The sequence below is a fragment of the Psychrobacter sp. CX14 genome (assembly GCF_057396205.2).
Map to the genome: position 1 here is coordinate 973,266 of NZ_CM183187.1, position 25,567 is coordinate 998,832.

Below are 25,567 nucleotides of genomic sequence, written 5' to 3' on the forward strand. Positions count from 1 at the left end.
TGATGTACGCCTTGTACAATCTTCGGTCGGTCGCCTTGTAGCAGACTCAAATTTAACCCACTTAAGTTTAAGTATGAATCAAGCTCAGCCTATGGCTTTTCGTGCTTTTACTTGATTGACTTGCTACTCAAATTCTGAATAGATATGCAAGATTAATAATATTGTTTATTGAATAATAAAGACCTTGTCATTTCATATGGCAAGGTCTTTTCGTTCGTGTCTCTATAAATTTTAATTCTGGAGCTATTCACGCTTTTTGCTACTATCTTAGTGAGATCGACGGCGGGCGCTAAAGCCAGTCGCGTTCCTGCGCTGCGATAACGCGACTGGCTAAGCGCCCACAACGTCGTTCTTCACCAAGTATATTCGCTTCAATCGTGGCTAAACCGCACCCCAAGGCCACATCATGAGTTAATTTAAAGAATGGGTGAGGCCGTTGTTAGCCTTTTGGATTTATTCTCTCAATCTGGTTTTCGCAAAAAACTCGACCAGTAACATTCCATACAGAATAAACGGCTAATAACTCACATTTTATGTTATGTTATAACAAAACATACTATCAAGATAACGCACAAACAACAGCGTAACATTAAAAATAATTTATTATATCCTCTCAATTAGAACTAAAGTAAAACTCCACGAAAAGCTATACGCTATATATAGGGTCTGTTGAACAGACCCTAACATAGACACTAATTAGAGGCTGTTGAAGTTTCTCTTTTGGTGGTAATGGCTCAGTTTTATTTAAAGTCATTTATCATGTTTTATTCACTCAAAAGAGGTGTATTTATGAAGAAATTAACAACCCTATTATCATCTGCCACAGTTTTAGCAGCAACCTTAGTTTCAGGATCAGCGCTTGCTTATACTGACCAAGTTATGGATCCTGCAAAGAGCTATGATTCTGCGGTGAAAATCAGACAAGTTAATTATACTTGCCAAAATAACAATAAGATCAGTGTTAAATATGGATTTAATAAACAAAACCTACCAACGTATGCGGAAGCTTATCTAAACGGGAAATCTAGATTTTTACCGATTAATCTTGGACGCTCAGATGATGTGGACACCGTATTTGGCGATGAAGAGAACTTTAGCATAATGAGTGACGCCCTACGACTTAATAACTATCATAAATCAAACGTCAACATTCAAAATGCAAACAGTGAAATCCTTTATAAAGGCTGCGATGCCAAATCCGTTAAGAAAATTAAAGGTTAGCTGTAACATTTGATTTAAGCTTTTAAATTGAAAACTAAAAAGACCTTGTCATTTATTTGGCAAGGTCTTTTTTTATCAGCGTGTTTCTATAATAATTATTCGCAATTGTTATTTCTAAAGACGAATCGTTATGTAATCTCACCTAAAGCCATATATTAGCAGAAAGCCCCTGATTTAAAATAAAGAGTTTTAGCTTTATCACTCTCATCTTTAACATCAGAGGTACGACTAATATACTCATTATCGTGCAATATATGGATTACTGACGCCAAGCTTCTCTAAAATAGTAATCTCAAAGCTTTCCATCTCATCTTGCTCCGCCTGCCCAAGCTCATGGTCGAAGCCGAGCAAGTGCAAAATACCATGTACTATCAAATGAGTAATATGCTCATCGGTACTTTTATTTTGCTCTTGTGCTTGAGTGGCGACTACCTCATGGCAGATGATTAATTCGCCAAGTGGAATGGTCGGCATTTGCTGTAAGATAAACGGCGGTAAGTCGCTAGGGTACGACAGTATATTAGTCGCGTAATCTTTATCACGCGCTTCAAGGTTTAGGTTTCGACCTTCTTCAATATCGGTCAGATACACGCCAAGCTCTTTAGATTTGTCTTGCCAAAGCGAGGTATCAAGCTCAGAAAAGTAAGGCAGGCTAACACCAGACGCTTGCTGCTCATTCATCACATTTAATGTGGTCACTAAAATGGTTTGCAGCTTATCAATAGGATAATAATTAGAGACAAGCTCATCAGATAATGTTTCTGCAGCACTGATATTAATCATCAATTCAGTCATAACAAACTCATAAAATTAATTGAATATAGAAGTATGCGGATATTGTATAGGTTCAATACATAGAAAAGCCGGATAGCTATCCGACTTTCTTACACTGTGCTGTTTTGGCTTAAAGCGTTTTAATAAAAGCTAAGCTAATTGTCTCATTTGATAAACAAAAGCTATCGACTACGACTTAGCGTCTGCTTTAGCTTCTTTTCGCTCTTGCTCAGCAATACGTGCACGTTTACGCGCCTCTTTTAAGGCTTCTTGCTCTTCGTCCCAGACACCATAGGCTTCAACAATCTTCTGTACCAATTGATGACGTACCACGTCTTTTGACTCAAACTTGGTTACATGAATCTCATCAATTTTACCTAAGATTTGAATCGCTTGCGCTAAGCCTGATTTATGACCACGTGGTAAATCCACCTGAGTCACATCACCGGTAATGACCGCACGTGAGCCAAAGCCTAAGCGAGTTAAGAACATCTTCATCTGCTCGGGTGTTGTGTTCTGCGCCTCATCCAAAATAACGAATGAGTTATTCAATGTACGACCGCGCATATAGGCCAGTGGTGCAATCTCAATAATTTGCTTCTCGATGAGTTTGCCTACTTTTTCAAAGCCAAGCATTTCATAAAGCGCATCATATAAAGGACGTAAATAAGGGTCAATCTTTTGGGTTAAATCACCCGGTAAGAAGCCCAGTTTTTCACCCGCTTCAACCGCTGGACGCACTAGCAAGATACGTTCAATCTCATTACGCTCTAGCATATCGACTGCACAGGCAACCGCCAAATAGGTTTTACCGGTACCGGCAGGACCCACACCGAAGGACACATCTGAGGTTAAGATGCGATTGACATAATGCTGCTGATTGCCGCCGCGAGGAATAATTTTACCTTTGCGAGTGCGTAGAGCGATGGTGTCGTAATTGGCTTCTGGGTCATGACGGTAGCTATTGCCCTGACTATAACCATCGTCATCTTTGATGTCTTTGTCATCGTCAGCAGACTCATCTTCGATGGCTGTTGCACCTTCAAAGTCACGCGATAGGCTGGCTTGAATAATCAGATGCAATTCTTCTGGGCTAATGTCATCAGCGGTTTGAGCTTCGTCAGCGAGTTTATTCAAAATATAATCAGCACGTTCCACAGCGGTTAAATCACCGGCTAAAGTGAATTTATACTGGCGCTGATTAATATGAATACCTAGACGATCTTGAATATATTTGAGGTGGTTATTGTATTCACCCACCAGTACTTTTAGCTGGGGTGAGGTTAAGAAATCGAGATTTACTTTTCGAGTGACAGTATCAGTCAAGTGATAATCCTTTTGTAATGAATGTGTTCAAAGATTTTTTGTCTTAAATTGAGTCGATTTTTAAAGGGCCAATAATAGATAATGAATGTGAGGCAATTAATTATTATTTATAGAGTCTGTGGTTTATAAGTTATGTCTCGCTTATTGTTATTTAAGCACTGTCTTTATTATGGCTGTTTAATATTGAAATTCAAGAGAATACGGATAGGCATTAAGACGGTTTTTGTAACCTTCATGTCATACGCACTATCATATGTTGTTATCTACAGGTAATCGTTCTATCTCATTGAGATGGGTTAATAACATTATGATTTATGACAGATATTCGGCAAATATCGATTAGATACTCAAAGCGGGGTGATTTGACTCTTTTTTGAGACGCGTAATATTTGGCAGAATTGAGGTATATTAATCAAGTCAATGGCGTTAACATGGTAATATATTAAAAGATATTTAAATACTATATTTGGCTCAATCAGATAATAATTTTTGAATGAAAAGACTGTTTCTCTCTATTTATATAGATTTTTTAAATAAATAATAAAAACGAGTAGCACTATGATAACTGATACAAGTAAGAATCATTTGAGTAAGCCAAGCGAGCCCATCACTGACCAAACCGTACTGATTGCTGGGGGCGGTCATGTGGGTCTGTCGTTTGCCTTATTATTAGCGGATAAAGGCATCGCCAGCACCTTAATTGAAAAAAACACCTATCCTGACGTTAGCCCCAAAGACGATGTGAAACGCACGCATTATTTGGATAGCCGTAACACCGCATTATCACGCCGTACAGTGCAAATTTATCAAGAAATTGGACTGTGGGATGAGCTTCAGAGTCATGCTTGCCGTATTGACTCTGTGCAAGTCAGTGAGCAAAACAGCTTTGGTTATGCAGAGCTTAAAAAAGAAGAAGAGAAGGTCGAGTCTTTTGGTCAAGTGATGGAAAACGCTTGGCTAGGTCGTAAGCTGTTAATGGCGGTCAAAAATAATCCGCTGATTACAGTCATCGATGGAGCGACGGTTACTGAAGTGAATCAAGCCCATGATTCGGTGACGATTCACTATGATACACAGTCTGAAACTCAGCAAACGCTAACGGCAAGTATGCTGGTGGCGTGTGATGGCCGAGATTCAACGGTGCGTAATCTGCTTAATATTGGCATCAAAGATTACGATTATGGACAATCAGCTATTGTGGGCGTGGTGCAAACCGATAAGCCGCATGAGCATATTGCGATTGAGCGTTTTAGCCCAGCAGGGCCACTGGCAGTCTTGCCATTAACTGATGCCAATGGCGATGGTAACCATCCTATGCAGGCCGGCTATAGACGTTCTGTGGTATGGATTTGCAAGCGCGGTGAAGAACAGCAATATTTGGATGATGAATCGCTGTTTTTATCGACCTTACAAGAAGGGTTTGGTCAGCGTGCCGGCAAGTTCTTAAAGGCAGGCCGACGCGGTGCTTATCCACTAACTCGAGTGCTAGCTGACAAGCAGGTAGAGGGGCGCGTAGTAATTATGGGTAATGCCGCTCATACCTTGCACCCCGTGGCAGGTCAAGGCTTTAACCTATGTATGCGTGATGCGCATGTGCTAGCAAAAATGCTTGAGAACCAGGTCATGCGTAGTGCAGATATTGGCGATAATCAGATGCTCAAAAACTATGAGCGTGCCCGTCAAAAGGATCAGAAACGAGTGATTCGTTTTTGTGATGCTGTGGTGCATGGATTTACCCATCCCAATCCAGCAATGAAGCTTGCGCGCAATGTGGCGCTGGTTGCATTTAACAAATTGCCAAATATTAAGCCATTGGTTGCCACCTATGCGATGGGATTAAAATCCTAATCTTTGGCTATTTATACTGATGATTAATCACAATCACGTTATCACTGACTATTAACCACGCTTATCATATTTAACTATTGGACAGTCGTTATGGCAACCGCAAATCAATCTCAATCACAGCATACCCTTATTATTGGTGGTGGTATCGTTGGCGCAACCTTGGCACTTAAATTGGCTCAGCAGCAGCGCCCAGTGACCCTTATTGATGCCCGTCCCGAATTTACAGAGGCTGCGTGGCAACAAAAATTGACTCATCGTGATGCACGCGTTTATGCCTTAAGTCTGGCCAGTATTGAGCTGTTGAAAGAGGTAGGCGCATGGCAATTGATTACCCAAAGTGGGCGAAAAGCGAATTACACCCAAATGCAGGTATGGCAACAAGACGGCAAGGGTGAGCTGAAGTTTGGTGATGAGGCAGTGCCGCAACTGCTTGGTAGTATGGTTGAGCCATTTGTCATTGAGCATGCGTTATATCAGCGTTTGGCAGCGGCCGATGTGGGCGAGCATCTAACGCTTGTTGCAGGTCACAAAGTGGTTGAGCTCGATTGGTTTGGTGAGCAAAAAGGGTATCAAGTTCGTTTGGATAATGGGGATACCTTACAAGGAAAATTACTCATTGGGGCTGATGGGCGTGGGTCACTGGTAAGACGTGAGGCCGGTATTGGTATCGATTCACTCGATTACAAACAAACGGCCATTTGCTGTGCAATCAAAACGCAAAAGCCGCATCAAGCCACAGCGCGTCAGCTTATGTTACCGACCGGCACACTGGCTCTATTGCCGCTTGCTGATGTCACTGATACTGACAAAGCCAATCCGCAGCATTGGCAATCGGTGGTGTGGACACTGCCAACCAATCGAGCGTTAGAGTTATTACAACTCAATGCCGAGACAAGTGAGAATAATCAGGACAGTAATAATCAGCCGAATAATGAGGTATTACGTCAAGCGTTAGCAGCGGCAAGCCAGTACGCCTTAGGCGATATTGAACAGCTTGAATCCGTGGCTAGCTTCCCACTAAATGCACAGCAGGCCACTCATTATGTCAAAGAGAACTTAGCATTGGTGGGTGATGCGGCACACGGTGTGCATCCGCTGGCAGGTCAGGGCTTGAATCTAGGTATGCTCGATGTGACTGCTTTAGTAGATGCTTTGATGACTGATTATGAGCGTAGCGGTCACAAACTTTGGGGCGAGCTATCGACTTTGCGCCGTTATGAGCGTGAGTGTCGTCCTCATAATAGTGTGATGATGCATAGCTTCTCCTTGATGAATTGGCTGTTTGCCGGTGATTTTGCGGCACTGCGTCCGGTTCAGCAGATACGTAGTGAGGGCATGTATCAAGTAGGTAAGATTAAGCCGTTGATGAGATTCTTTACGAAGAGGGCAAGCGGGGTTTAGATGGAAGTTTCTAGGTTGGCTTCAGTGGCTATGCTAAGTATTAGCACGTTAACCATATTCGGATGTCAAACTGCTTCGACCACCACTGTTCCTACACCAAAATCTATCCCCGAGTCTACTCCTATACCAAAATTCAAAGCTATTGTTCCAGACAGGGATGGAGATGGGGTTATCGACCATCAGGATGTCTGTCCAAACACACCACAACATATGGTTGTAGATGATAAAGGATGTACTATCATTTTAAATGACTTTACGAATGAACTTGAATTAGAGATGCAGATTTATTTCCCGTCGTTTACTCGTCAAGTACCTAATGTTTATCATCTTGAATTCCTTAAGATAAAAGAAAAGATTATTGAATATCCGACGACTCAAATTTTATTATTTGGTCATGCATCTTCTAATGAAATACGCAAAACAGATAGCAACAATACATTATCTCAAGACCGCGCTGTAATGGTAAAGTATAGACTGGTCATGGATTACAATATTCCAGTTGAGCGAATTACAACTTATGATTGTTTAAATAGGTTGCCGCTTAAAGAGACAAGAGGTGTAATAGCATATGATGAAATGCATGAGACTAAAGACGGTAGAGTGACCGTTAAAGTAAGTACTGAAGTTAAGGATTTAAATACTATTAAGTCTTCTCATTTAAGTAGTGAATATAAAACTTACTCGCAGAGCTGTGAGTTAGTGAATGAGTTGGATAAATAGTCAGCCAGTATTACTCATCATATCTCACGCTCTCAACCTGTAAAATAATGTTCTTATCTTAATCAGTCATTTCTACCCAAACGACGAAAACACCACCATCAATACTGGCGCCACAATATTAATAATAAAGCCGAAGCTAATGGCCAAAGGCACCACGCCCAGTCCGCCTGATTGCTGAATAACAGGCAGGGTAAAGTCCAAACTGGTTGCACCACCAAGCCCAACTGCCGCCGATGGTGTGTTACGCATAAATAGCGGAATAAACAACAGGGCAAAGAACTCACGCACCAAGTCATTAAACAGCGCTACACTGCCCCAAACTGCACCGTAAGCATCAGTCATGACAATGGCCGATAGCGAATACCAACCAAATCCTGAAGCTAAGGCGAGACTTTTAGTTAACGATGCCTCAGAGAATATCAGTGAGAATATCACGCCACCAAGCAGCACACAGACTGTAAAAATCACACTGGTTTGGATGCCGCGTTTACTCAGTAGAACTTCTTTGAGAGTAATCCCCGAACCCTTCAAGCCAATACCAACCAGTAGAATTAATATCATTAACAGACCAGTCATGGTGTTTGCTGGCGGCATAAAATGCTCGGGTAAAAACAGCCCAATGATAAAGCCAAACGCCACGCAGCATACTTGAATAAGACTACCACGGATACTGACCTTGGGAGCCGCATGACTATGCTTACCGGCCGCAGTCCAAGGTACCAGTCGATCAAACACCATTAGGCCTGCTAAGCCTGTACCAATCGTCAATATTGACAGCACACTGACATAAAGTACGATATCGCCGATTTGGCTACCTAAGCCCTCGACCTGTGCTAGCTCAATACCGATCAAGGTCAGAATAATATAGACCAAATAGCCCAATATCCGCTCTGAGTAGTGAATCAAGGTCTTATTTAAGGGAAACGCAAAACCGATAAAAAGAGGCGCTAAAACCAAAACAAGAGTGACAAAGCTTTGCATATTCTGAGATAAAGACATGATGACGGCACGCAGACTAAGAGAGGTTGGGGTTATGAGCTAAGTCGGTAGCAATAAGAAAAAATGTAACTGGCGATTCTATCACAGCTACTCACGAAGTCCTATAAGCAGACCGGTAACCAAAAAGAGGACGCTCGTATTGCGCTACGAACATCCTCTTTTATGATTAGGCTTTTGGCTGATTTATGTGCTTACCTGCCTGATTAAATTTACTACGCCAAGCTTACTAATCTAAGCAGTTTGTGCTAATTGAGCCTTGGTCTGCTTTACTGGTTGAATAACCGGTTGAACAGCCACAGTCTCATCCAAGATAGGATTGTCCACTGTTTGAGACTCAGAACTATTGTCAGTAGAGTCAATCGGGCGCACCACGCTAATGGCAGGTATGTTGCTTAGAGCAGGGAAATCATTACGACTGTGCCCGCCGCGGCTTTCCTCACGAGTTAGCGCCGATTGCAATAATAACGAGGCCAAGGTTAATAAACGCTGCCAACGAAAGTTATCTAAATCAAAGTTTGTATCGGTCAAAGCTGTTATCGATCGCTGTTGATTTTTGCAGGCCAAAACCTGATTCAGTGCTTCTTTTAACTCATCCGCGCTGCGTCTAATGCCCATCTTATTAGTCATCAGGGTTTTTAATTGCTTAATCGTGCTGATATCGCTAATGACGTCTAAGTCTGAGTTAGCTAATAGAGGTGAGTTTTGATTCAATAAATCAGTTAATGGCACATCAAATTGAGCATGAGCGGCGACTGCGTCAGGCTCAGATATGTACACATTTTTATTGGCATGAATGGCTGCTTGCTCAACAGTTTCTAGCTCACCAAAGCAGTTCCAGTCATTATTATCATTGAGATAACGCGGTAAATGCTGAGCAATCTCACGGCCTACAACCACGCACTCAAGCAGCGAGTTGCTAGCAAGACGATTGGCACCATGTAGCCCTGTATTAGCGACTTCGCCTGCAGCATATAGACCCTTGATATCCGTCTTACCTTCTGCTGTAGTAACAACACCGCCACACGTGTAATGCGCGGTAGGCGCCACTGGAATAGGGGCCTTGGTAATATCTATGCCAAGCTCTAGACAGTGAGCATAGATATCGGGGAAATGCTCTTGAACAAAAGCGGCAGGCTTGTGAGAGATGTCTAAATGCACGTAGCCAAGCTTATTCATACTAATCTCGTTGGCAATAGCACGGGCCACGATATCACGCGGTGCTAACTCTTCACGAGGGTCATAATTTGGCATAAAGCGTTCATGGGTAAGGGGGCAACGTAGCAATCCGCCTTCACCGCGAACCGCTTCTGATATCAGAAAATTACTCTGATTGCCTTCGCTGTCGCTATGGACCAGTCCGGTGGGATGGAACTGGATGAACTCAAGATTCGCCAATCGACAACCGGCTTCCCACGCCATCATAATCCCATCACCGACACACACATCAGGGGCAGTGGCACGACTAAATAGTTTGCCCAATCCGCCACTGGCAATAACCACTGCTTGACTGTCAAACTTAATAAGCACGTTATTCTGGGTGTCAATCACTTGGGCACCCGTGCAGTGCTGATTATCTGTTAGTAAGCGCAGTGCTTCATGATAAGGACGAACATCAATATGGGTTGCAGCAAGTGCTTGTTGATGTAGCGCTTGCATAATGTGCTTGCCAGTCGCGTCATCGGCATGCGCTACACGGCGGCGACCATGTCCGCCTTCTTTTGTTAGATGCAGCTCTGCTAAGGTTGCGTTTTTGGATAAGTCAGACTCAATATTGTCACCGTCACCATTGGTGGTGAACGGCACATCGTGCTTAAGTAGCCAATCAATGGCATCGGCACCTTGCGCTAAAATTTGAGTGGTCGCACTCACATCACATAGGCCATCACCGGCAATTAAGGTATCGCTTACGTGCTCAGCCACACTGTCATTGCTATCAATCACGGCTGCGATACCGCCTTGAGCATAATGGCTCGAGCACGCTTGCAAATCCTCTTTTGCCAATACCACTATGTTTAGGTGGCTTGGTAAAGATAACGCAGTACTCAGCCCTGCTAGGCCAGCACCAATAATCAACACATCGCACTGCTCATGCCTCATGCTATGTTTTACAGGCAATGCTTTAGTCTGATTAACAGAAGACGCAGCGCTATTAAAGTCTGCGCTAAGAGTATGAGCAGTTTGGCGTGTTGGCATTGTTTGGTCTCTTATAGTTATGCGAGCGTTTAATAAATGAGTGCTGGTAAACTTAAGCAGGACCCACGTTTTCAAATAAAGGACGGTCTTTAAGGAAGTCACCACTGGTCGCCACGCGGCGTTTTTGTGCAGCAGCAAAGTCGAGCATACGCTGTAGCGGCTTTAAGGCAGCAGCGGCTAACTCAGGCTCAAGCTTAATCTCGCCCGTGCCGTTTTCTAAGCATTGCTCAATACCTTTAAGACCATTCATCGCCATCCAAGGGCAGAACGCACAGCTCTTACAGGTGGCACTCTCGCCTGCGGTAGGGGCGGCTAAGAAGCGCTTATGCGGTGATTGTTTTTGCATTTCATGCAAGATGCCTAAATCCGTACCGACGATAAAGGTCTCAGCGTCCATCTCTTTGGTTGCGTTTAACAGCTTACTGGTTGAACCGACCACATCGGCCAGTTGCACCACGCTGTCAGGAGATTCTGGGTGAACCAAAACAACAGCATCTGGATTTTCTGCTTTTAATTGCTCAAGCTCACGGGCTTTAAATTCGTTATGCACAATGCATGAGCCTTGCCAAAGCAGCATGTCAGCGCCGGTTTCTTTTTGGATATATTTACCCAAATGACGATCAGGGCCCCAGATGATTTTCTGACCTTGTTCATGCAAATGCGTCACAATCTCTAGACCAACAGATGACGTCACAACCCAGTCTGCACGCGCTTTTACTTCGGCGCTGGTATTGGCATAGACCACGACTGTGCGATCCGGATGTTGGTCACAAAACGCGCTGAATTCATCAATAGGACAGCCCAAATCCAGCGAACATTCTGCCTCTAAATCTGCCATTAATACGGTTTTTTCCATGCTTAAGATTTTGGCAGACTCACCCATAAAGCGCACACCAGCAACGACCAAGGTCTGGGCTTCGTGCTCTTTACCAAAGCGTGCCATCTCTAACGAGTCGCCGACACAGCCGCCCGTTTCTAATGCCAAATCTTGAATATAAGGGTCTACATAGTAATGCGCTACCAGTACGGCATTGTGCTCTTTTAGCAGACGCTTGATATTAGCGACCACCTCTTGGCGCTCACTGCGCGATAACTCAGCAGGTATCTTAGCCTTAGCATAATCAATATCGATTTGGGTAACCGGCGATGAGCTCTGTTGATTGCTTTGCGCCAGTGTTGGCGCATCATATGCGAATAACTCTATTTTCTCAGCGGGCTGTGTTGATGTGGCTTGTGAGGTTGTCATAGAAAAATCCCTTGTTTCTTGAATGAAGTCTTGAATGAAGTAATGTATGTCATAAAATAGGCCAGTGTTGTAATTATGCTCATTTTGAGCATAATTACAAGGTCTTTTTTATATCTATCTAAGTACTTGTGTTGCACTTATCGTGTAATTGTGTGGATTTCTCGATATACTAGAGCTCTTTATTTTGACCCAATTAATTAATATGAGCTTGTCGTTTTCTCACGCCCATGTTCAAGGCAGCGGCACCACAGAGGTGGTGGCGGTGCTGATTGCCATCACTAATAACACTGCGCGAGTGTTAACGGTCGAAGATGGCAAGTTATTACCAAACGGTCCATTGATGCCGCTGCATCGTTCACTGCAAGCGGGCGTACGCCAGTGGGTTGAGGAGCAAACTCACCAACCGCTAGGCTACATTGAGCAGTTATATACCTTTGTAGATACTAATAGGCGTAATAAAGAGGGGCATGCGCTGGTCTATGTCAGTTACATGGGATTGGTGCAGGAAGGGGCGATACCGCTAGATAAACCGCAACCTCATAAAAATGTAGCCAATCAAACGCAGTTACCGAAAGACAACGCCGCCCTATGGAGAGATTGGTACGATTATTTCCCGTGGGAAAATCATATTAATAAGGAGCCTATTGAGGCAGTAAAAGCCATTACTGCTGAGTTAAAAAAATGGGCAGATGCAGCGCAGACAGCCGATCTAAAGAAAAAACGTCTACAGCGTATTTATCTGTGCTGGGGTGGTGATTGGGAAGAGAATGAATCTGAGTTTGATAAGGTGATTACCACTCAAAGCAGTAGCGCCAAAGAGATGTTTACCAAGTGGGTTGCCGAACATGCTCTGCTGCGTTACGAGATGCTATATGAGGCGGGCTTGTTACCAGAATCGCCGCATTATAATGCTGCCAAACTGCCCAAGGAATGGCAAAAAGTTACCGGTGAGCCGATGTATTATGATCACCGCCGTGTGATTGCTACTGCTATTTCGCGGCTGCGTGCCAAGATTGAATACCGTCCGCTTATTTTTGGCTTGTTACAACAGGAATTCACCTTACTACAGCTGCAACAAAGTGTGGAGGCTTTATCTGGAGTCACACTACATAAGCAAAACTTTAGACGATTGCTTGAGAGTCAAAACCTTCTTGAGCCCACTGGCAATAGTAGTCAGACAGGGCGAGGGCGTCCTGCCAAATTATATCGTTTCCGCTTTGATGTAGAGCTACAAAGCTTGCTGATGGACAGTAAGTTGCCTAAACGCAATCATCGTTAGTCGTCATATCCCTGTTGGTGATTGGTTAGTCACTAAGCATTATTCATTGCTAATGCGTTTATTCTCAGTTATATTTATGCTCATAATGAGCATTAGTCTCTTAGCCACTATTTCAAGCACTTTGTATTGAACCCATTTTAAGGACACGCCATGTCAACCGTTTCGGCTAACGATAATAATAACCAAAACAACCTCACTTCTCAGGCCATTATTGAGCCACCATTAAATGATGTGCTGCTATTGCCACTGATAGAGGCCGCCTTGTTAGAAGACTTAGGTCGCCGCGGTGATGTTACCTCACAAGCGACCATTCCAGCCGATAAGCAAGCGACATTGACCTTAACCGTTCGTGAAGAAGGTGTGGTGTGCGGACTTGATTTGGCACGATTAGCCTTTGATCAGGTTGATAGCCGCATTGAGTTTACGGCGCATACCCATGATGGTGCGCTGGTAACCAAGGGTCAGACGCTTGCGACTATTAGCGGCAACGCGCGCAACTTATTGACGGCTGAGCGTACAGCACTTAACTTTATGACTCATTTAAGTGGCATTGCCACAGCCACCAAACAGGTTGTTAATTTGGTAGCAGATTATCCGGCACAAATTACCTGTACCCGAAAAACCATTCCTGGGCTGCGCACTGTACAAAAATATGCAGTGCGCTGCGGCGGCGGTCGAAACCACCGTTTGGGCTTAGACGATGCGATTTTGATAAAAGACAATCATATTGCCATTGCCGGTAATATTCCCAATGCCTTGGCTCAAGCTAAGCAATTAGCAGGTCACTTGATTCCTATCGAGATTGAAGTCGATACGTTAGAGCAGTTACAGCAAGCGATTGATGCCGGTGCTGAGCTAGTATTACTCGATAATATGAGTCCAGACACACTGCGTAAAGCGGTTGCCATGTGCAAAAATCACCCAAGCGGACGCATAAAAACCGAAGCTTCAGGTGGTATTACCCCTGATAGCGTAGTTGCGGTTGCCGAAACCGGCGTTGATTTCATTGCTATGGGTTATTTGACGCACAGTACCACTGCGTTAGACATTGGTATGGATTTTTCAGCCTAAGCGAAAGCTATAGATCTAAGCGTACAGCATTTAAGAGAGCAGATATTTGAAATTATTTAAAGTTAAATAAGGGGCATTTTGCCCCTTATTAGGTATGTGGGTGGCGCCCAATGTAAAATAATAGGTATAATACTTATCCTAAGAATTAACCGATGTCTATTAATTATGCCGCAATGAATGTTAGTTAAACTTGCCGCTGCTTTATTCACTGTGTTAGCTTTAAGAGTTGCATTTTATTTCCTTAGTATAGTAAACCAAAACTTAAGCCGCTAGAGGGTACATATTGTCACGGAACGGGGTTATCCCCGATGTACCTCTTATGTTAAAATCGCCATCCTTTGCAAACTGAGGCGCCCGCTATGGACACCGAAATTGTCAAAATCATTTTGGCATTTGTGGTACTAATTAATCCCTTTAGTGCCCTGACGCTATTTTTAGATTCGACACGTGGCTACAAAATGATTGATAGGCGCCGATTTGCGCGTATCAGCAGCTTAACTGTGTTTATAGCGATTGCCTTTTTTACGGTTGCCGGCGAGCTATTGCTGCGCATACTGGGTATTTCTATCGGCTCATTCCAGGTAGCTGGTGGTATTTTGGTATTTTTGATTGCCATTAACATGATGAATGGTGATGGTAACCCCGTAAAACCTGATCAAGAAAACGTTGAGTTCGATGACAGTCTTGAGACCATGGGCAGTACCGCAGCGGCTGTCGTACCATTGGCGATTCCGATGATGATTGGACCCGGTGGTATCTCAACCGTGATTATTTATTCGGCGCAAGTTCACAGCTGGCAGCAAAAACTAGCCATTATTATTGCCGGTCTATTAATTGCCATCTTCTGTTATTTAGCCTTAATGGCAGCGGGTCGATTAAGCCGTTTTTTAGGCGATACCGGTCTGAATATTATTAGCCGTATCATGGGTATGCTGTTGGCAGCGGTCTCTATTGAGATTCTAGTAAGTGGCCTGCGTACTATCTTTCCTAATCTCATCTAAAAGCGATAACTCTTCGCTCTTCTAATAATTTCAAAATCTTATATGCCCTTTCTCTATTACGCTTTTAGCAATTATTTAGAGAATGGGTGTTTTTTTTGGTTATTACTATTTCTATTGTCTTAATAGCGTATAGTCAAAAAACTCCAACATAGTGTCAAGGCAATCGAGTGCGGAGCGCTACTAAAGTAGGCTTAGCGAGGCGAAGACCGTAACTGTTTAGCAGCTTGCAGATGATGGTTGCTTATTTAACTAGCCAAACGCTAAATGCCACGCCAGATACATCATTAATATACCGATAAGAGCGTCCAAGATATTCCATGCCTTGGGCTTGGCAAAAAAAGGCGCCAGTAAACGAGCACCATAACCCAAGCTGAAGAAAAATATGAATGAGGCGCTAACTGCACCGACACCAAATAGCAGCTTACTTGCCGCACCTGTCGAGACCATGCCGACCAGTATCAAGGTGTCTAAATAGACGTGCGGATTTAGCCACGTAAACCCAAAGCATAGCAGCAGTGATTTTCGTAAACTGCTGACAGCGTCGGTGTTGTCTGTCATTGCATGGGTTTTAGTTAAACTGGCGTGAAAGCTTTGCAGACCATAGATAAGCAAGAACAGTGCGCCGGCTATTTTAGCGATAGTGACAATATTAGGATATTTGGCAGTCACTGCGCCAAAGCCTGCCACGCCTGCTGAAATCAAGATAGCATCAGACACCGCACAAAACAGACAGATAGCAAACACATGCTGTTTTTTCAGGCCTTGTTTGAGGACAAATGCGTTTTGTGAGCCAATCGCCAAAATAAGCGACAGTCCAAGACCAAAGCCTGATACATAATCCATCTAGTCATCCCAGTTAAAGTTATTAAAATATAAGTATTAAAGCACTGTGCTGCTACTATAGAGTATAGAGTGCTTTGATCTTCATACGTTAATCATTAAAGGATGAATTTATGACCCAAGCGACTGCAATGCTATTGATGTTTATCATATATGGCGTATTGCCTGCTGCGGGTATATATCTGGGTTACCGCGGTATCAAAAAAGTAACTCAGCCCAAAATGCTTGAGTACAAAGCGATGCCGCAATTGGGTTATATTCCTGAAAAGAGTTTGCCTGCAGATATCAAACAACAGCTAGATGCCATTAATAAAAAAGGCGAGAAGCTGCGTGTGCTATATGGCGATACCAATAACGACGGCGTTATTGATGATAAGGATACAGTAAGTGAAAGCTATATCATGATTAAAAACGTGATGGACAAACATATTCCTGAAGCGGTGGCGGATTATAGACGCTTACATGATTTAGACAGCGGTATTATCAGCAAAGAAGAAGCGGCAAGCCGAGCCGATACCACCAAAATTAAACACTCTGATGTGACTGGCAAGCAGGCATTACTTGAGGTGTTAAATACAGTAAATGAGCAATTTGATGACTTACTTGATGCAGCCTATCATCAAGACGGTCAAAAGCTATTGGCAACCAATCGCTATCTACAACAGCGTTTTGAGAAGTAGAACAATTCAGATTAAATAAGCTCTTGATTGTGAGTTAAAGCATAGCGCTTTAGGTAAAGGAGACAGTGTCGTTCGATGAGTATTATGGTGGGTGCAGGGGTCGTGGCCTTAGTGGCTACCGGCTATTTGGGACGTAAAGGTTGGCTTGCATTTCATCGTGCAGTCGGTATTACCCCTGGCACGCTACAATATGTTGAACCCTCAAAACGTCCGCCGCCACAGATGATGCAGCTAAGCGTTGAGCAGCAGCAATTGTCTTACCTGCCGGCTGCTATCCTAGAGCAAATACAGCGTATCGATAGTCAAGCGACCGTTTATCAGCAGTGGCGTGAAGAAGCAGAGCAAGCAGGGCAGAGTATTGCTGCCACAGAAGAAGAGTTTGTGGTTAGAAAACTGCTCGATGTGCGCCTGCCAGAAATGCTCAATAGCTATCAGCGTATCGTGCGCCATGATATAAGGGTGCAGCAGGCGATCCGTCCTAATTATCGATACATGCCTGATAATAATAATGCACTGAGTGAAAGCCATAGTGAAGCATTAAAGTTACTTGGTGAGCTTTTATCTAATATAGAGAACAGGCTAGCTGATTTATTAAAGCGTTGCCATGCAGACTCTTTGCAAGATATGCAGGTAATGCATCGTTATTTGAATGAGCGCCAGTAATGACCCTATTTAGCTAGATAGTCTAGCCACTAAAAAGCCCTCTAATAATTTAATTAGAGGGCTTTTAAGCAACAATCATTGTTCGACTAACGCTTAGAGCCTCTATTACCTGTATCACGGCCACGAGGCGTATTTGAATCTCTACCGCGAGTACTGCTTGCGTCACGACCACCACCGCCTGCTCTGGCATTGCGCTCTTTGCTGGTATTGCGAACAGTACGTGCTTTCATTGGTTTTTTCTGGAAGCGCTCTTTTTTCTCTTTGGCTTTACCATGTACACCCATGTCTTCACGTGGACGCAAGTCAACCAGTTCGATTAAGCGGTGAATGTCTTTTCTATCCAGCTCAATAAAGCGGCCGGTACGTAGCTCTTTTGGTAAATCAACAGAACCATAACGTGTACGTAATAAGCGGCTCACTTTTAGGCCTTGTGATTCAACCAGACGACGAACTTCACGGTTACGACCTTCTTTTAACTTGACGTGATACCACTTGTTCACACCTTCACCACCGCCTTGCTTGATGTCTTCAAACTTAGCAAGACCGTCTTCTAACATCACACCATCAGTTAGGTTACGCATCATCTCTGGAGTTAATTCACCCAAAATACGTACTGCATATTCACGCACAATCTCATTTGAGGGGTGCATTAAACGGTGCGCTAATTCGCCGTCATTGGTAAATAGCAACAGGCCAGTAGAGTTAATATCTAAGCGACCAACCATTACCCAGCGGTCATGTGTCAGCTTAGGTAAGCGCTCAAATACCGTGGTACGACCTTCAGGGTCATTGGCAGAACAAATCTCGCCTTCAGGCTTGTAGTATGCCAATACGCGGCGGCGTTTTTCACGCTCAGATTTGTATTTAATCAGACGGCCATCGACACGAATCTCGTCACCTTGGGTGACACGGTCGCCGATAGTGGCAGGCTTTTGGTTGATTGATACGCGGCCTGATTTAATCACTTCTTCCATTTGGCGACGTGAGCCAAGGCCCATACGTGCTAATGCTTTTTGAAGTTTTTCAGTGCCGGCAGTACTGGCTTTGGTGGTCGGTTCGGCGAATTGATAATCACCATTGTGATCAACGGTTAAAAATTCGCTGTCAGGTGCGGTGTCGTTTTGATTTGAATGAGGCATATTATGCATCCTTGAATCGGTGGGTGACTACATTTCACAATGTAGGTTATTCAGGTGGTGAAGTAACGGGAGCTATTGTACGCTATTTTTAAGGTTTAATCGCCAACTTTTGTTAACTCGGTATGATTTGACCGTAAGACATCTTTAAACATCGATACTCTCTTTTAATTGTAAGTAGAGACGTTTTATAGGAGCTCACTAGATGAAAAAGAAATATTAAAGGATTAATTAATCCTTTTCTAAATTTAATTCAGGTAGCGGTGGTAAATCCTCTAAGCTCTCAAGCCCAAAAGAGTCCAAAAACTCAGGTGTGGTATGTAGCAGGGCGGGGCGACCCAAGGTTTCGCGATAGCCTTTCTCAACAATCCAGCCCTTATCAAACAATTGTCTTAAAATATTACTCGACACAGTTACCCCGCGCACATGCTCAATATCGCTACGGGTGACCGGCTGTTTATAGGCAATGACGCTTAATGTTTCAAGCAGCGCTTGGCTTAGATGTTCTAGTCGCTGCGGGAATACTTGCTGAATCAGTGCACTGTATTCACTGCGAATTTGCAGACGATAACCACTAGCGGACTCACTCAAGCTCAATACACCCGTAGTCAAACGCTGCTGTAGCATAACTAGCGCGGTCTCAAGCTCTTGGGCTGATAATGACAGATGCTTTTTTAATTGATTGGCGGTCAGTGGTGATTCAGAAGCATGCAGCAATACTTCAATACGGCGACTTAACTGATCGTAGCGATTAAAGCTGTGTAAATCACTGTTTGTAGCAGCGGATGGTGTTTGCACATTAGACGACGATGCCACATTAAGTGGCTGACTGGGATGTTTCGGCATAGGGCAATTAAACTTATTAGCAATTAGATTAATAGGAGTATTTTATTAAGGTGTCTGGTTGGCAGAACCTTTTTTAAATAGAATTTAGCCAACCCAACGTAGCTTTAATTTCGATAAGCTGTAGGTTCGCGAATCAGAGTCAGACACTTGATTTAAATAGTCCGATAAATTAGCTTGCTGAGTGTCATGTTTATCTAAGTCTGTTAAATTTTCTGAGGGTTTGCTATTAGTTGATTCATCATTAATAGTGTCATCAGTGATAACGTCGATAATGTGCCGCTTCATCAGCTCAAGCACTGCCACAAAGCTCACCACCACACCAAGCCGACCCTGACGCTGATCAAGCAATTCAATAAAGGTGCCTTCACCACGCTCACTTAATTGGCGGCTGATACTGGCAATACGATCCGACAGGGGTATGGGGTCCACTTTGATATTGTGCATCTGATAATCCGGTTTTAGCTGCATTTTAAGCAAGCTTTCGACCAGCATCTCAGACGGATAATTCGGCAACTGGGCAGCCATAACCTCTGGGTCAGGCAGGCTAGCCATCGCTAAGAACACATCACGCTCAAGACGGATTAAGGTATCCAAACGACGTGCTGCCTCTTTAATCTGTGCATAATCCTCCAAGCGGGCAATCAGCTCTGCTTTTGGGTCACGCTCATCCTCTACTTTTTCAGGTGCCGGTAGCAACAATTCAGTTTTAATAGCAATTAAGGTGGATGCCATCAATAGATAGTCGCCTGCCAGTTCAAAGTGATCGGCATCAAGCTCATCAATATAGGCTAAATATTGTTCAGTTATCGGCAAAATAGCGGTATCAGTAATGTCAAAGTTGTTCTTTTTGACCAGATACAGCAAGAAATCAAGGGGACCTTCAAACTGATCAAGCCAAATGGCAAAGGCTTTCGGCGGTACATATAAGTCTTCGGGCAAAGACTGCACCGGCGTGGTATAAATTCGAACGCTTAAAGGTTGTTCAGTTAGATTCGTCATTATTGCCATCGAGTTTGTGGATAAAAGAGACAGGAATAGAGTCGGTGAGCCAAACGCCGTTATCCGCTTGATAAAAATGATGGCCATCATCAAACATGGCTTGGGTATCCACCGCAAAAATCACCAGTTTGCCATGACGCTGACCCACAGCACGTGCGGTCTCAATATCGCTACTTAAATGCACATGGTGACGCTGCATTTTTTGGATGGCACCGGTCTTAAATATACTATCGACAAACCGGCTAGCCGTACCATGATACAAGATAGCCGGAACTTGCTCTGCCGGTTTTGCCACATAACCTAAATTGACCTTAATCGAATGGCCTTGGTTGGCCCGTATCAAAGACTTATCAGGGCTGAAAATAAAACGCTGTTTACGGTTATTTTCGACCACTGCACTAAGTGTCTCAAAGTCAATCGGCTTGCCATGCTGATTCATCTTACGGATTAAATCATCGACGCTTGCCCAGCCATTGTCATCTAAGCTCAAATCAATGGCTTCTGGTTTATGGCGTAAAACCAAGCTAAGAAATTTACTTAGCTTGGTTTGTTGTTGTTCACTTATCATCAGAGACTCTTGGTGATGGGCGCGCTATTTTAGTTTAGCCAATGGCTTAATACCAATTGCGCGGCGGGTCTTGTCCAGTTGTTTACGGCTATAGCGGCGAGCCTTATCTGCCCCCATTTGCAGGATTTCTTCCAACTCTTTTGGATTGGCCATTAGCTCAAAATAGCGCTCACGGAAGGGCGCGATTTCACCATTAATTTTCTCAAATAAAATCTGTTTTGCATCACCCCAAGCGATACCGGCTTCAAATTGAGCGCGCAAATCAGCGATTTCATCTGGCGTTGCAAAGGCTTGGTAAATCTCAAAAATCACAGAGTCATCAGGATTTTTAGGCTCTTCTGGTGCTTGCGAGTTAGTAACAATTTGCATAATCGCTTTACGCATCTGTTTTTCAGGATCAACTTGGGGATTATATTCACCAAATAGCGGAATGGTGTTGCCGTAGCTTTTACTCATCTTACGGCCGTCAAGACCAGTTAATAAGGCGACATTATCATCAACTACCGCAGAGGGTAGAGTGAATAGAGGCTTGTACTTGTGGTTAAAGGTTCCGGCCATATCACGCGCCATTTCGATGTGCTGAATTTGGTCACGCCCGACAGGTACGTGGGTGGCGTTAAACATCAAGATATCAGCCGCCATAAGTACCGGATAACCAAATAGGCCCATAGTAATACCATGATCAGGGTCGACGTCTGATTTTTCAGCATTGGCATCGACTGCGGCTTTATAAGCATGCGCACGATTCATTAGACCCTTAGGGCAGGAGCAATTTAATACCCAAGCTAGCTCTTGAATTTCAGGGACATCAGATTGACGATAAAATACCACCTTTTCAGGATCTAGACCACAAGCGAGCCATGTTGCTGCAATGGCTTTGGTAGATTCATGAACTTGTTTTGGGTCTGAGCATTTAATAATACTGTGATAATCGGCCAAAAAGAAAAACGAACGATCCTCTTCATTGGTGCTATTTTGCGCCGATTGAATGGCCGGACGAATAGCCCCTACATAGTTCCCCAAATGCGGAATACCTGTGGTGGTAACACCCGTTAAGGTTCGTTTTGGTTGATTGTCTATTGAGGTTTTTTGTGTTTGATTGGCATCAGTGTGGCTCATAATGTTCCCGATTTATAAAATAGCTTATTTGAGTTGTTATGGATAAGGGGGTAAGGGAGTTAAGGTTGATAGTCGAATTTCAAAGTATGAATATACCTCTAAAAATTTAATGAAACAGTATATCAAATCTTTGTTGTTTTTCTGAATGGGAGTTCAATAATAATCAAACTAAAGTGAATTTAATTATATTTTAAACTCATTCCAAATAGTTTGATGTTATTTTTAATATAGTCTTAATTATATTTTTAAGTTGATTATTTAAAATTTTGAATAATACTTTCATTCGATAGCGCATTTAGGGACAAAGCGCTATCTCATGCAAGCTATTTTTCCTTCTTAAAATATATCAAATTTTTCCACTCCCCACTCCCCACACTATGTAAGGATACACGTTTATGGGCATGTTCGATTACAAAAACTATTCAAGTGATGACGCTTCACAATTGGTAGAAGATACCAGTAAGCTGGCTGCATATACCAATTCGCATAACTTTTTCAATTTTATACCAGGCGTAGATGCCCTTAATTTACTAGGTAGCATTACGGGTGATTTATTTGCCAATGATACCAATGTAGGCATACCCGATGGATGGATGGAGCTTACGTCAACTGATTTTGGCGTTAGTGAAGACCTAGTAGATCATGCTGGTTACTTTACTATTCCAAGTCTATATAGTGGTACTGCATTGCCAGGACCTCAAGCTAAAATTTTTGGGCAGTATGATGAGGCAGGCGACCTGGTTCGCATCAACTTTAATGTGGCTGGTACCAATGCCATCACTGATGTGCTTGATTATTTAAATTTAAATAGTCGCGAAGGGGTGGAGCTCTATGAGCCTATTCTTGAAATGGTTCGTGATTTTGCCCTTGATAATGGGCTTGAAGCTACTGACGTGGTATTTAGTGGCTATAGTTTAGGAGCGTCCGTTACTAATGTGCTGGCGGCTGAAAGAGAAAATCTGGTAGATGGTTTTTTTACTGAATCAGACTTTATTGCTCATGCCGTACCCACAATTTATGACAATGGTGATGTGGTATTAAACGTCGGTTATGAAAATGATGTAACACATCGCATTACGGGTAATGAGCCAGACTTCTTAAGCGCCATTCAAGCGATGGACTTCGGTTTTGGTAATCCAGACAAAGAATTTAGCAGTACGACTGATAACTTTGTACTCTATAACGATGTCTATGCTTCTCCAATATGGGATATCAGTCCATTTACATTTTTAAATATCCCAACAGGATGGTATGCGCATATTAATGGTATTACAACAGATGCTATTTCTCGAGTAATTGATTCTTCATTTTACGAAGATACCAAACAAGACAGCACCGTGATCGTCTCCGATCTCAGTGCTATTAATCGCGGGATGTTATGGGTCGAAGATGACGCTGCCCCTACCAGTTCAAGCCACTTTGGCACCTCAGCCTTTTTAATAGGCACTCAGTATGGTGATAAAATAGCGGGCGGCACTAACTATGATTATATAGATGGTGGACGAGGTAATGACCTTATAAAAGCTGGTATTGGTGTTGATCATATTGATGGAGGCTCCGGTATCGATGAAGTACGTATCGAAGGACGTGGTAAAGAGTGGGATGTGTATCAGATGCAAGATGACACCTTGTTCTTTGTCGATAAAGATGGCATTAACTTAGTAGAAGCAGACAATGTTGAATCAGTTAGCTTCGATGGTGAAATAGCCAGCCATACCAATAATTACGAAATCACAGACACTGGTTTACAAGACAACCGTTTTCTAATGAAGTGGTTTGATAATGGGGATAAAGCATTTTTAGACCATAAAGAAGGCAGTGAAGGAGATGACGTGCTCATCGGTCAAACTGTTTTCGCTCGTGAAGGTAACGATAACGTAACCGGTACCTCATCAGATGATACCTTACACGCAGGCGGCGGTGACGACGTTATTATATCTCTTGGCGGTAACGACCGTTTGTTCGGTGCAGAGGGTAACGATGTATTAAATGGCGGCGCAGGTAATGACAGCCTAAGTGGCGGCATTGGTAATGATGTGTTTGTTATAGATAAAACATCAGGATCGGATGTGATTTTAGACTTTAATAACGATGCTGGTTATAAAGATATCTTAGAATTCTCATCAGAGCTGTTCAGTGATATGTCATCATTAATCAGTAATGTCGTTCAATCGACTACGGACGTACTAATCACCTTAAATACGACTGATTATCTGACAATCTTAAACTCGACAGTTGATGATGTAGTCAATAATGCAGTAATTATTTAATTTTCTATAGGTCTAAGACAGTCTGTTTGGTATTAAACGTTTAAATACTTAATATCAGATTATATACAGCCATAAAAAACGCCAGACAACTAAGTTATCTGGCGTTTTTTATGGCTACTTTTGTGATTGCTTTTATTGTCAATCAGGCTCTATTTAAGACTCTTATGAGGAGTGTCATAAATATGACGGAACCACTGATATTGAGTTGGATCAATGCGAATACTACTCTCTAAGGTCTCATTAATACGGGTCGCATCGGCACGCACGTTAGCTGTAGGATAACTGTCTAAAGTTGGCGTGATGGTTAGATGATAGTGCGGACGTCTGCCTCGCGATAACTTGTCGGCAGTTTGACGATAAATATGAAACGTCATCACCGCTGGCGGGTTTAAAGGCTCTTTAAAGTAAGCTAATTGATGTGGTAGCGTCGTTGTCTTAGCAGGTACACCATAAAAGGGCGCCATAACATTATTATTCACTACCGTATCGCTTTGATCTGCCGAGTAATAAACAATATTAACCTGTTTAAGTCGTTGCTCGATAACAGAGGTATCCGCTGCTGCCAGATGATTGTCCACGATGTGACGACGGCCGTTATAGGTAAGCCAATCAAGCAGCTCATTGCTCTGTGGCTGAGACACATAGTCTATCGGATAAAATTGAGTAAATAGGCGCATACCCAAATCAACCGTCGTATAGTGCGCACCCAACAGCAAAATCGGTTGGCCTGCTTTGTGAGCCGTCATCAAGTGTTGTAGCCCAGAGATGGACAGAGTACGGGTGAAGACATCGGGGCGAAACCAAGCGCACAGAGTTTCAAACAGACCGATTCCTTGATTGACAAAGACCTGCTTGGCCAGACGCTCACGCTCTTCTGCCATTTTTTCTGGATAGGCCAGTTCTAGGTTAGAAAGGGCAGTTTGTCTCCAGTCTTTGGCTAAATGATAGGTTAATATGCCAAGTTGACGACCAAACCAGAACTGATAACGTAGCGGCAGATAAATAAGTGGTAGTATCAGCAATAACAACAGCCAGATACCCCAATATTTTGGTGCTATAAAGGATGCCTTAAAGGGACGCTTCTCAGCCTTCTGACGCTGTTTATGAGTGTCGCTAATACTGGGCATACCTTTGGGGATAGGCACAGGTTTTGGATTTTGCTTTGAATAAGACTGTATGGCATCCAAATCAGTTATCGGCTCATTCTTAACCGTTGGTTTGGTGGCATCAGGCGTATAAAACTGCACCGTTGGTTCAGTAGATGGCTTGTTTGAGGCGTTATTATCCAAAGAGCGACTGGGTGGGTTGTTTTTATTAGGCTTATTGGAATTATTAAAATTAGGGTCTGTCATCAGACATCCTCCCTT

General features: G+C 43.2%; 22 protein-coding genes. 10 read left to right on the forward strand and 12 right to left on the reverse strand.

All coding sequences use genetic code 11. The annotated features are described in order from the left end of the window. Window positions 1-789 precede the first annotated feature (789 nt). On the forward strand, window positions 790-1,221 hold the full coding sequence (locus AC2SLO_RS04100) for an ACP-like domain-containing protein (protein ID WP_486543417.1): 432 nt from the start codon (window positions 790-792) through the stop codon (window positions 1,219-1,221). A 240-nt stretch (window positions 1,222-1,461) separates the two neighbouring features. Here the strand turns inward: AC2SLO_RS04100 and ybeY are convergent, their stop codons facing one another. After that, window positions 1,462-2,016, reverse strand: coding sequence for an rRNA maturation RNase YbeY (ybeY, locus tag AC2SLO_RS04105; protein ID WP_486543419.1), 555 nt, complete (start codon window positions 2,014-2,016; stop codon window positions 1,462-1,464). A gap of 168 nt (window positions 2,017-2,184) precedes the next feature. Continuing rightward, on the reverse strand, window positions 2,185-3,321 hold the full coding sequence (locus tag AC2SLO_RS04110) for a PhoH family protein (RefSeq protein ID WP_486543420.1): 1,137 nt from the start codon (window positions 3,319-3,321) through the stop codon (window positions 2,185-2,187). A gap of 558 nt (window positions 3,322-3,879) precedes the next feature. Here AC2SLO_RS04110 and AC2SLO_RS04115 point away from each other — a divergent pair. From AC2SLO_RS04115 to AC2SLO_RS04125, 3 genes are all read left to right on the forward strand, one after another. Beyond that, entirely contained in the window at window positions 3,880-5,169 is a 1,290-nt protein-coding gene (locus AC2SLO_RS04115; protein ID WP_486543421.1) for an FAD-dependent monooxygenase, read from the forward strand. A gap of 90 nt (window positions 5,170-5,259) precedes the next feature. Continuing rightward, entirely contained in the window at window positions 5,260-6,570 is a 1,311-nt protein-coding gene (locus tag AC2SLO_RS04120; protein WP_486543422.1) for an FAD-dependent oxidoreductase, read from the forward strand. 24 nt (window positions 6,571-6,594) lie between these two features. Beyond that, window positions 6,595-7,290 (forward strand): OmpA family protein, encoded by a 696-nt coding sequence (locus AC2SLO_RS04125; RefSeq protein WP_495637089.1) that lies wholly within the window; start codon window positions 6,595-6,597, stop codon window positions 7,288-7,290. Window positions 7,291-7,362: 72 nt separating this feature from the next. Here AC2SLO_RS04125 and AC2SLO_RS04130 read toward each other — a convergent pair whose 3' ends face one another. The 3 genes from AC2SLO_RS04130 to nadA form a co-directional block, all read right to left on the reverse strand. Next, entirely contained in the window at window positions 7,363-8,271 is a 909-nt protein-coding gene (locus tag AC2SLO_RS04130) for a LysO family transporter (protein WP_486543442.1), read from the reverse strand. Window positions 8,272-8,520: 249 nt separating this feature from the next. Continuing rightward, window positions 8,521-10,386, reverse strand: coding sequence for an L-aspartate oxidase (gene nadB / locus AC2SLO_RS04135; protein WP_486543443.1), 1,866 nt, complete (start codon window positions 10,384-10,386; stop codon window positions 8,521-8,523). A gap of 148 nt (window positions 10,387-10,534) precedes the next feature. Then, window positions 10,535-11,728, reverse strand: a complete 1,194-nt coding sequence (gene nadA, locus AC2SLO_RS04140; protein ID WP_486543424.1) for a quinolinate synthase NadA — start codon at window positions 11,726-11,728, stop codon at window positions 10,535-10,537. Window positions 11,729-11,930: 202 nt separating this feature from the next. Here nadA and AC2SLO_RS04145 point away from each other — a divergent pair, with 202 nt between their 5' ends. The 3 genes from AC2SLO_RS04145 to AC2SLO_RS04155 all read left to right on the forward strand — a co-directional run bounded on the left by AC2SLO_RS04145 (window position 11,931) and on the right by AC2SLO_RS04155 (window position 15,079). Then, the gene (locus AC2SLO_RS04145) at window positions 11,931-13,007 is read left to right on the forward strand and encodes an NUDIX hydrolase (RefSeq protein ID WP_486543444.1); all 1,077 of its coding nucleotides are present in this window, start codon (window positions 11,931-11,933) and stop codon (window positions 13,005-13,007) included. A gap of 150 nt (window positions 13,008-13,157) precedes the next feature. Next, a complete protein-coding gene (gene nadC, locus AC2SLO_RS04150; protein ID WP_486543425.1) occupies window positions 13,158-14,078 on the forward strand; it encodes a carboxylating nicotinate-nucleotide diphosphorylase in 921 nt (306 codons plus the stop codon). Window positions 14,079-14,437: 359 nt separating this feature from the next. Continuing rightward, complete coding sequence (locus AC2SLO_RS04155) at window positions 14,438-15,079, forward strand: MarC family protein (protein ID WP_486543426.1); 642 nt, start codon at window positions 14,438-14,440, stop codon at window positions 15,077-15,079. A gap of 249 nt (window positions 15,080-15,328) precedes the next feature. Here AC2SLO_RS04155 and AC2SLO_RS04160 read toward each other — a convergent pair whose 3' ends face one another. Beyond that, entirely contained in the window at window positions 15,329-15,922 is a 594-nt protein-coding gene (locus tag AC2SLO_RS04160) for a LysE/ArgO family amino acid transporter (RefSeq protein WP_486543427.1), read from the reverse strand. 110 nt (window positions 15,923-16,032) lie between these two features. On the opposite strand from AC2SLO_RS04160, the gene AC2SLO_RS04165 reads away from it, so the two are divergent. Both AC2SLO_RS04165 and AC2SLO_RS04170 read left to right on the forward strand, forming a co-directional pair. Continuing rightward, on the forward strand, window positions 16,033-16,599 hold the full coding sequence (locus AC2SLO_RS04165) for a hypothetical protein (protein ID WP_486543428.1): 567 nt from the start codon (window positions 16,033-16,035) through the stop codon (window positions 16,597-16,599). 75 nt (window positions 16,600-16,674) lie between these two features. Next, window positions 16,675-17,262 (forward strand): hypothetical protein, encoded by a 588-nt coding sequence (locus AC2SLO_RS04170; protein WP_486543429.1) that lies wholly within the window; start codon window positions 16,675-16,677, stop codon window positions 17,260-17,262. A gap of 86 nt (window positions 17,263-17,348) precedes the next feature. On the opposite strand, the gene rluB is transcribed toward AC2SLO_RS04170, so the two are convergent. The 5 genes from rluB to trpS form a co-directional block, all read right to left on the reverse strand. Next, window positions 17,349-18,260, reverse strand: coding sequence for a 23S rRNA pseudouridine(2605) synthase RluB (gene rluB / locus AC2SLO_RS04175; protein ID WP_486543445.1), 912 nt, complete (start codon window positions 18,258-18,260; stop codon window positions 17,349-17,351). 369 nt (window positions 18,261-18,629) lie between these two features. After that, the gene (gene scpB, locus AC2SLO_RS04180; protein WP_486543430.1) at window positions 18,630-19,244 is read right to left on the reverse strand and encodes an SMC-Scp complex subunit ScpB; all 615 of its coding nucleotides are present in this window, start codon (window positions 19,242-19,244) and stop codon (window positions 18,630-18,632) included. A gap of 84 nt (window positions 19,245-19,328) precedes the next feature. Then, window positions 19,329-20,243, reverse strand: coding sequence for a segregation and condensation protein A (locus AC2SLO_RS04185; protein WP_486543431.1), 915 nt, complete (start codon window positions 20,241-20,243; stop codon window positions 19,329-19,331). Then, window positions 20,227-20,811 carry an RNA 2'-phosphotransferase gene (locus tag AC2SLO_RS04190; protein ID WP_486543432.1) on the reverse strand — a complete coding sequence of 195 codons (585 nt, stop codon included), beginning with the start codon at window positions 20,809-20,811 and terminating at the stop codon, window positions 20,227-20,229. The genes AC2SLO_RS04185 and AC2SLO_RS04190 overlap by 17 nt, the downstream gene beginning before the upstream one ends. Before the next feature lie 24 nt (window positions 20,812-20,835). Then, window positions 20,836-21,930 carry a tryptophan--tRNA ligase gene (gene trpS / locus AC2SLO_RS04195; RefSeq protein ID WP_486543433.1) on the reverse strand — a complete coding sequence of 365 codons (1,095 nt, stop codon included), beginning with the start codon at window positions 21,928-21,930 and terminating at the stop codon, window positions 20,836-20,838. Window positions 21,931-22,325: 395 nt separating this feature from the next. Between trpS and AC2SLO_RS04200 the strand changes: the two genes are divergently transcribed. Then, window positions 22,326-24,200, forward strand: coding sequence for a calcium-binding protein (locus AC2SLO_RS04200; protein ID WP_486543434.1), 1,875 nt, complete (start codon window positions 22,326-22,328; stop codon window positions 24,198-24,200). Between the two features lie 149 nt (window positions 24,201-24,349). Here AC2SLO_RS04200 and AC2SLO_RS04205 read toward each other — a convergent pair whose 3' ends face one another. Next, window positions 24,350-25,552 carry a lysophospholipid acyltransferase family protein gene (locus tag AC2SLO_RS04205; RefSeq protein WP_486543435.1) on the reverse strand — a complete coding sequence of 401 codons (1,203 nt, stop codon included), beginning with the start codon at window positions 25,550-25,552 and terminating at the stop codon, window positions 24,350-24,352. Window positions 25,553-25,567 lie beyond the last annotated feature (15 nt).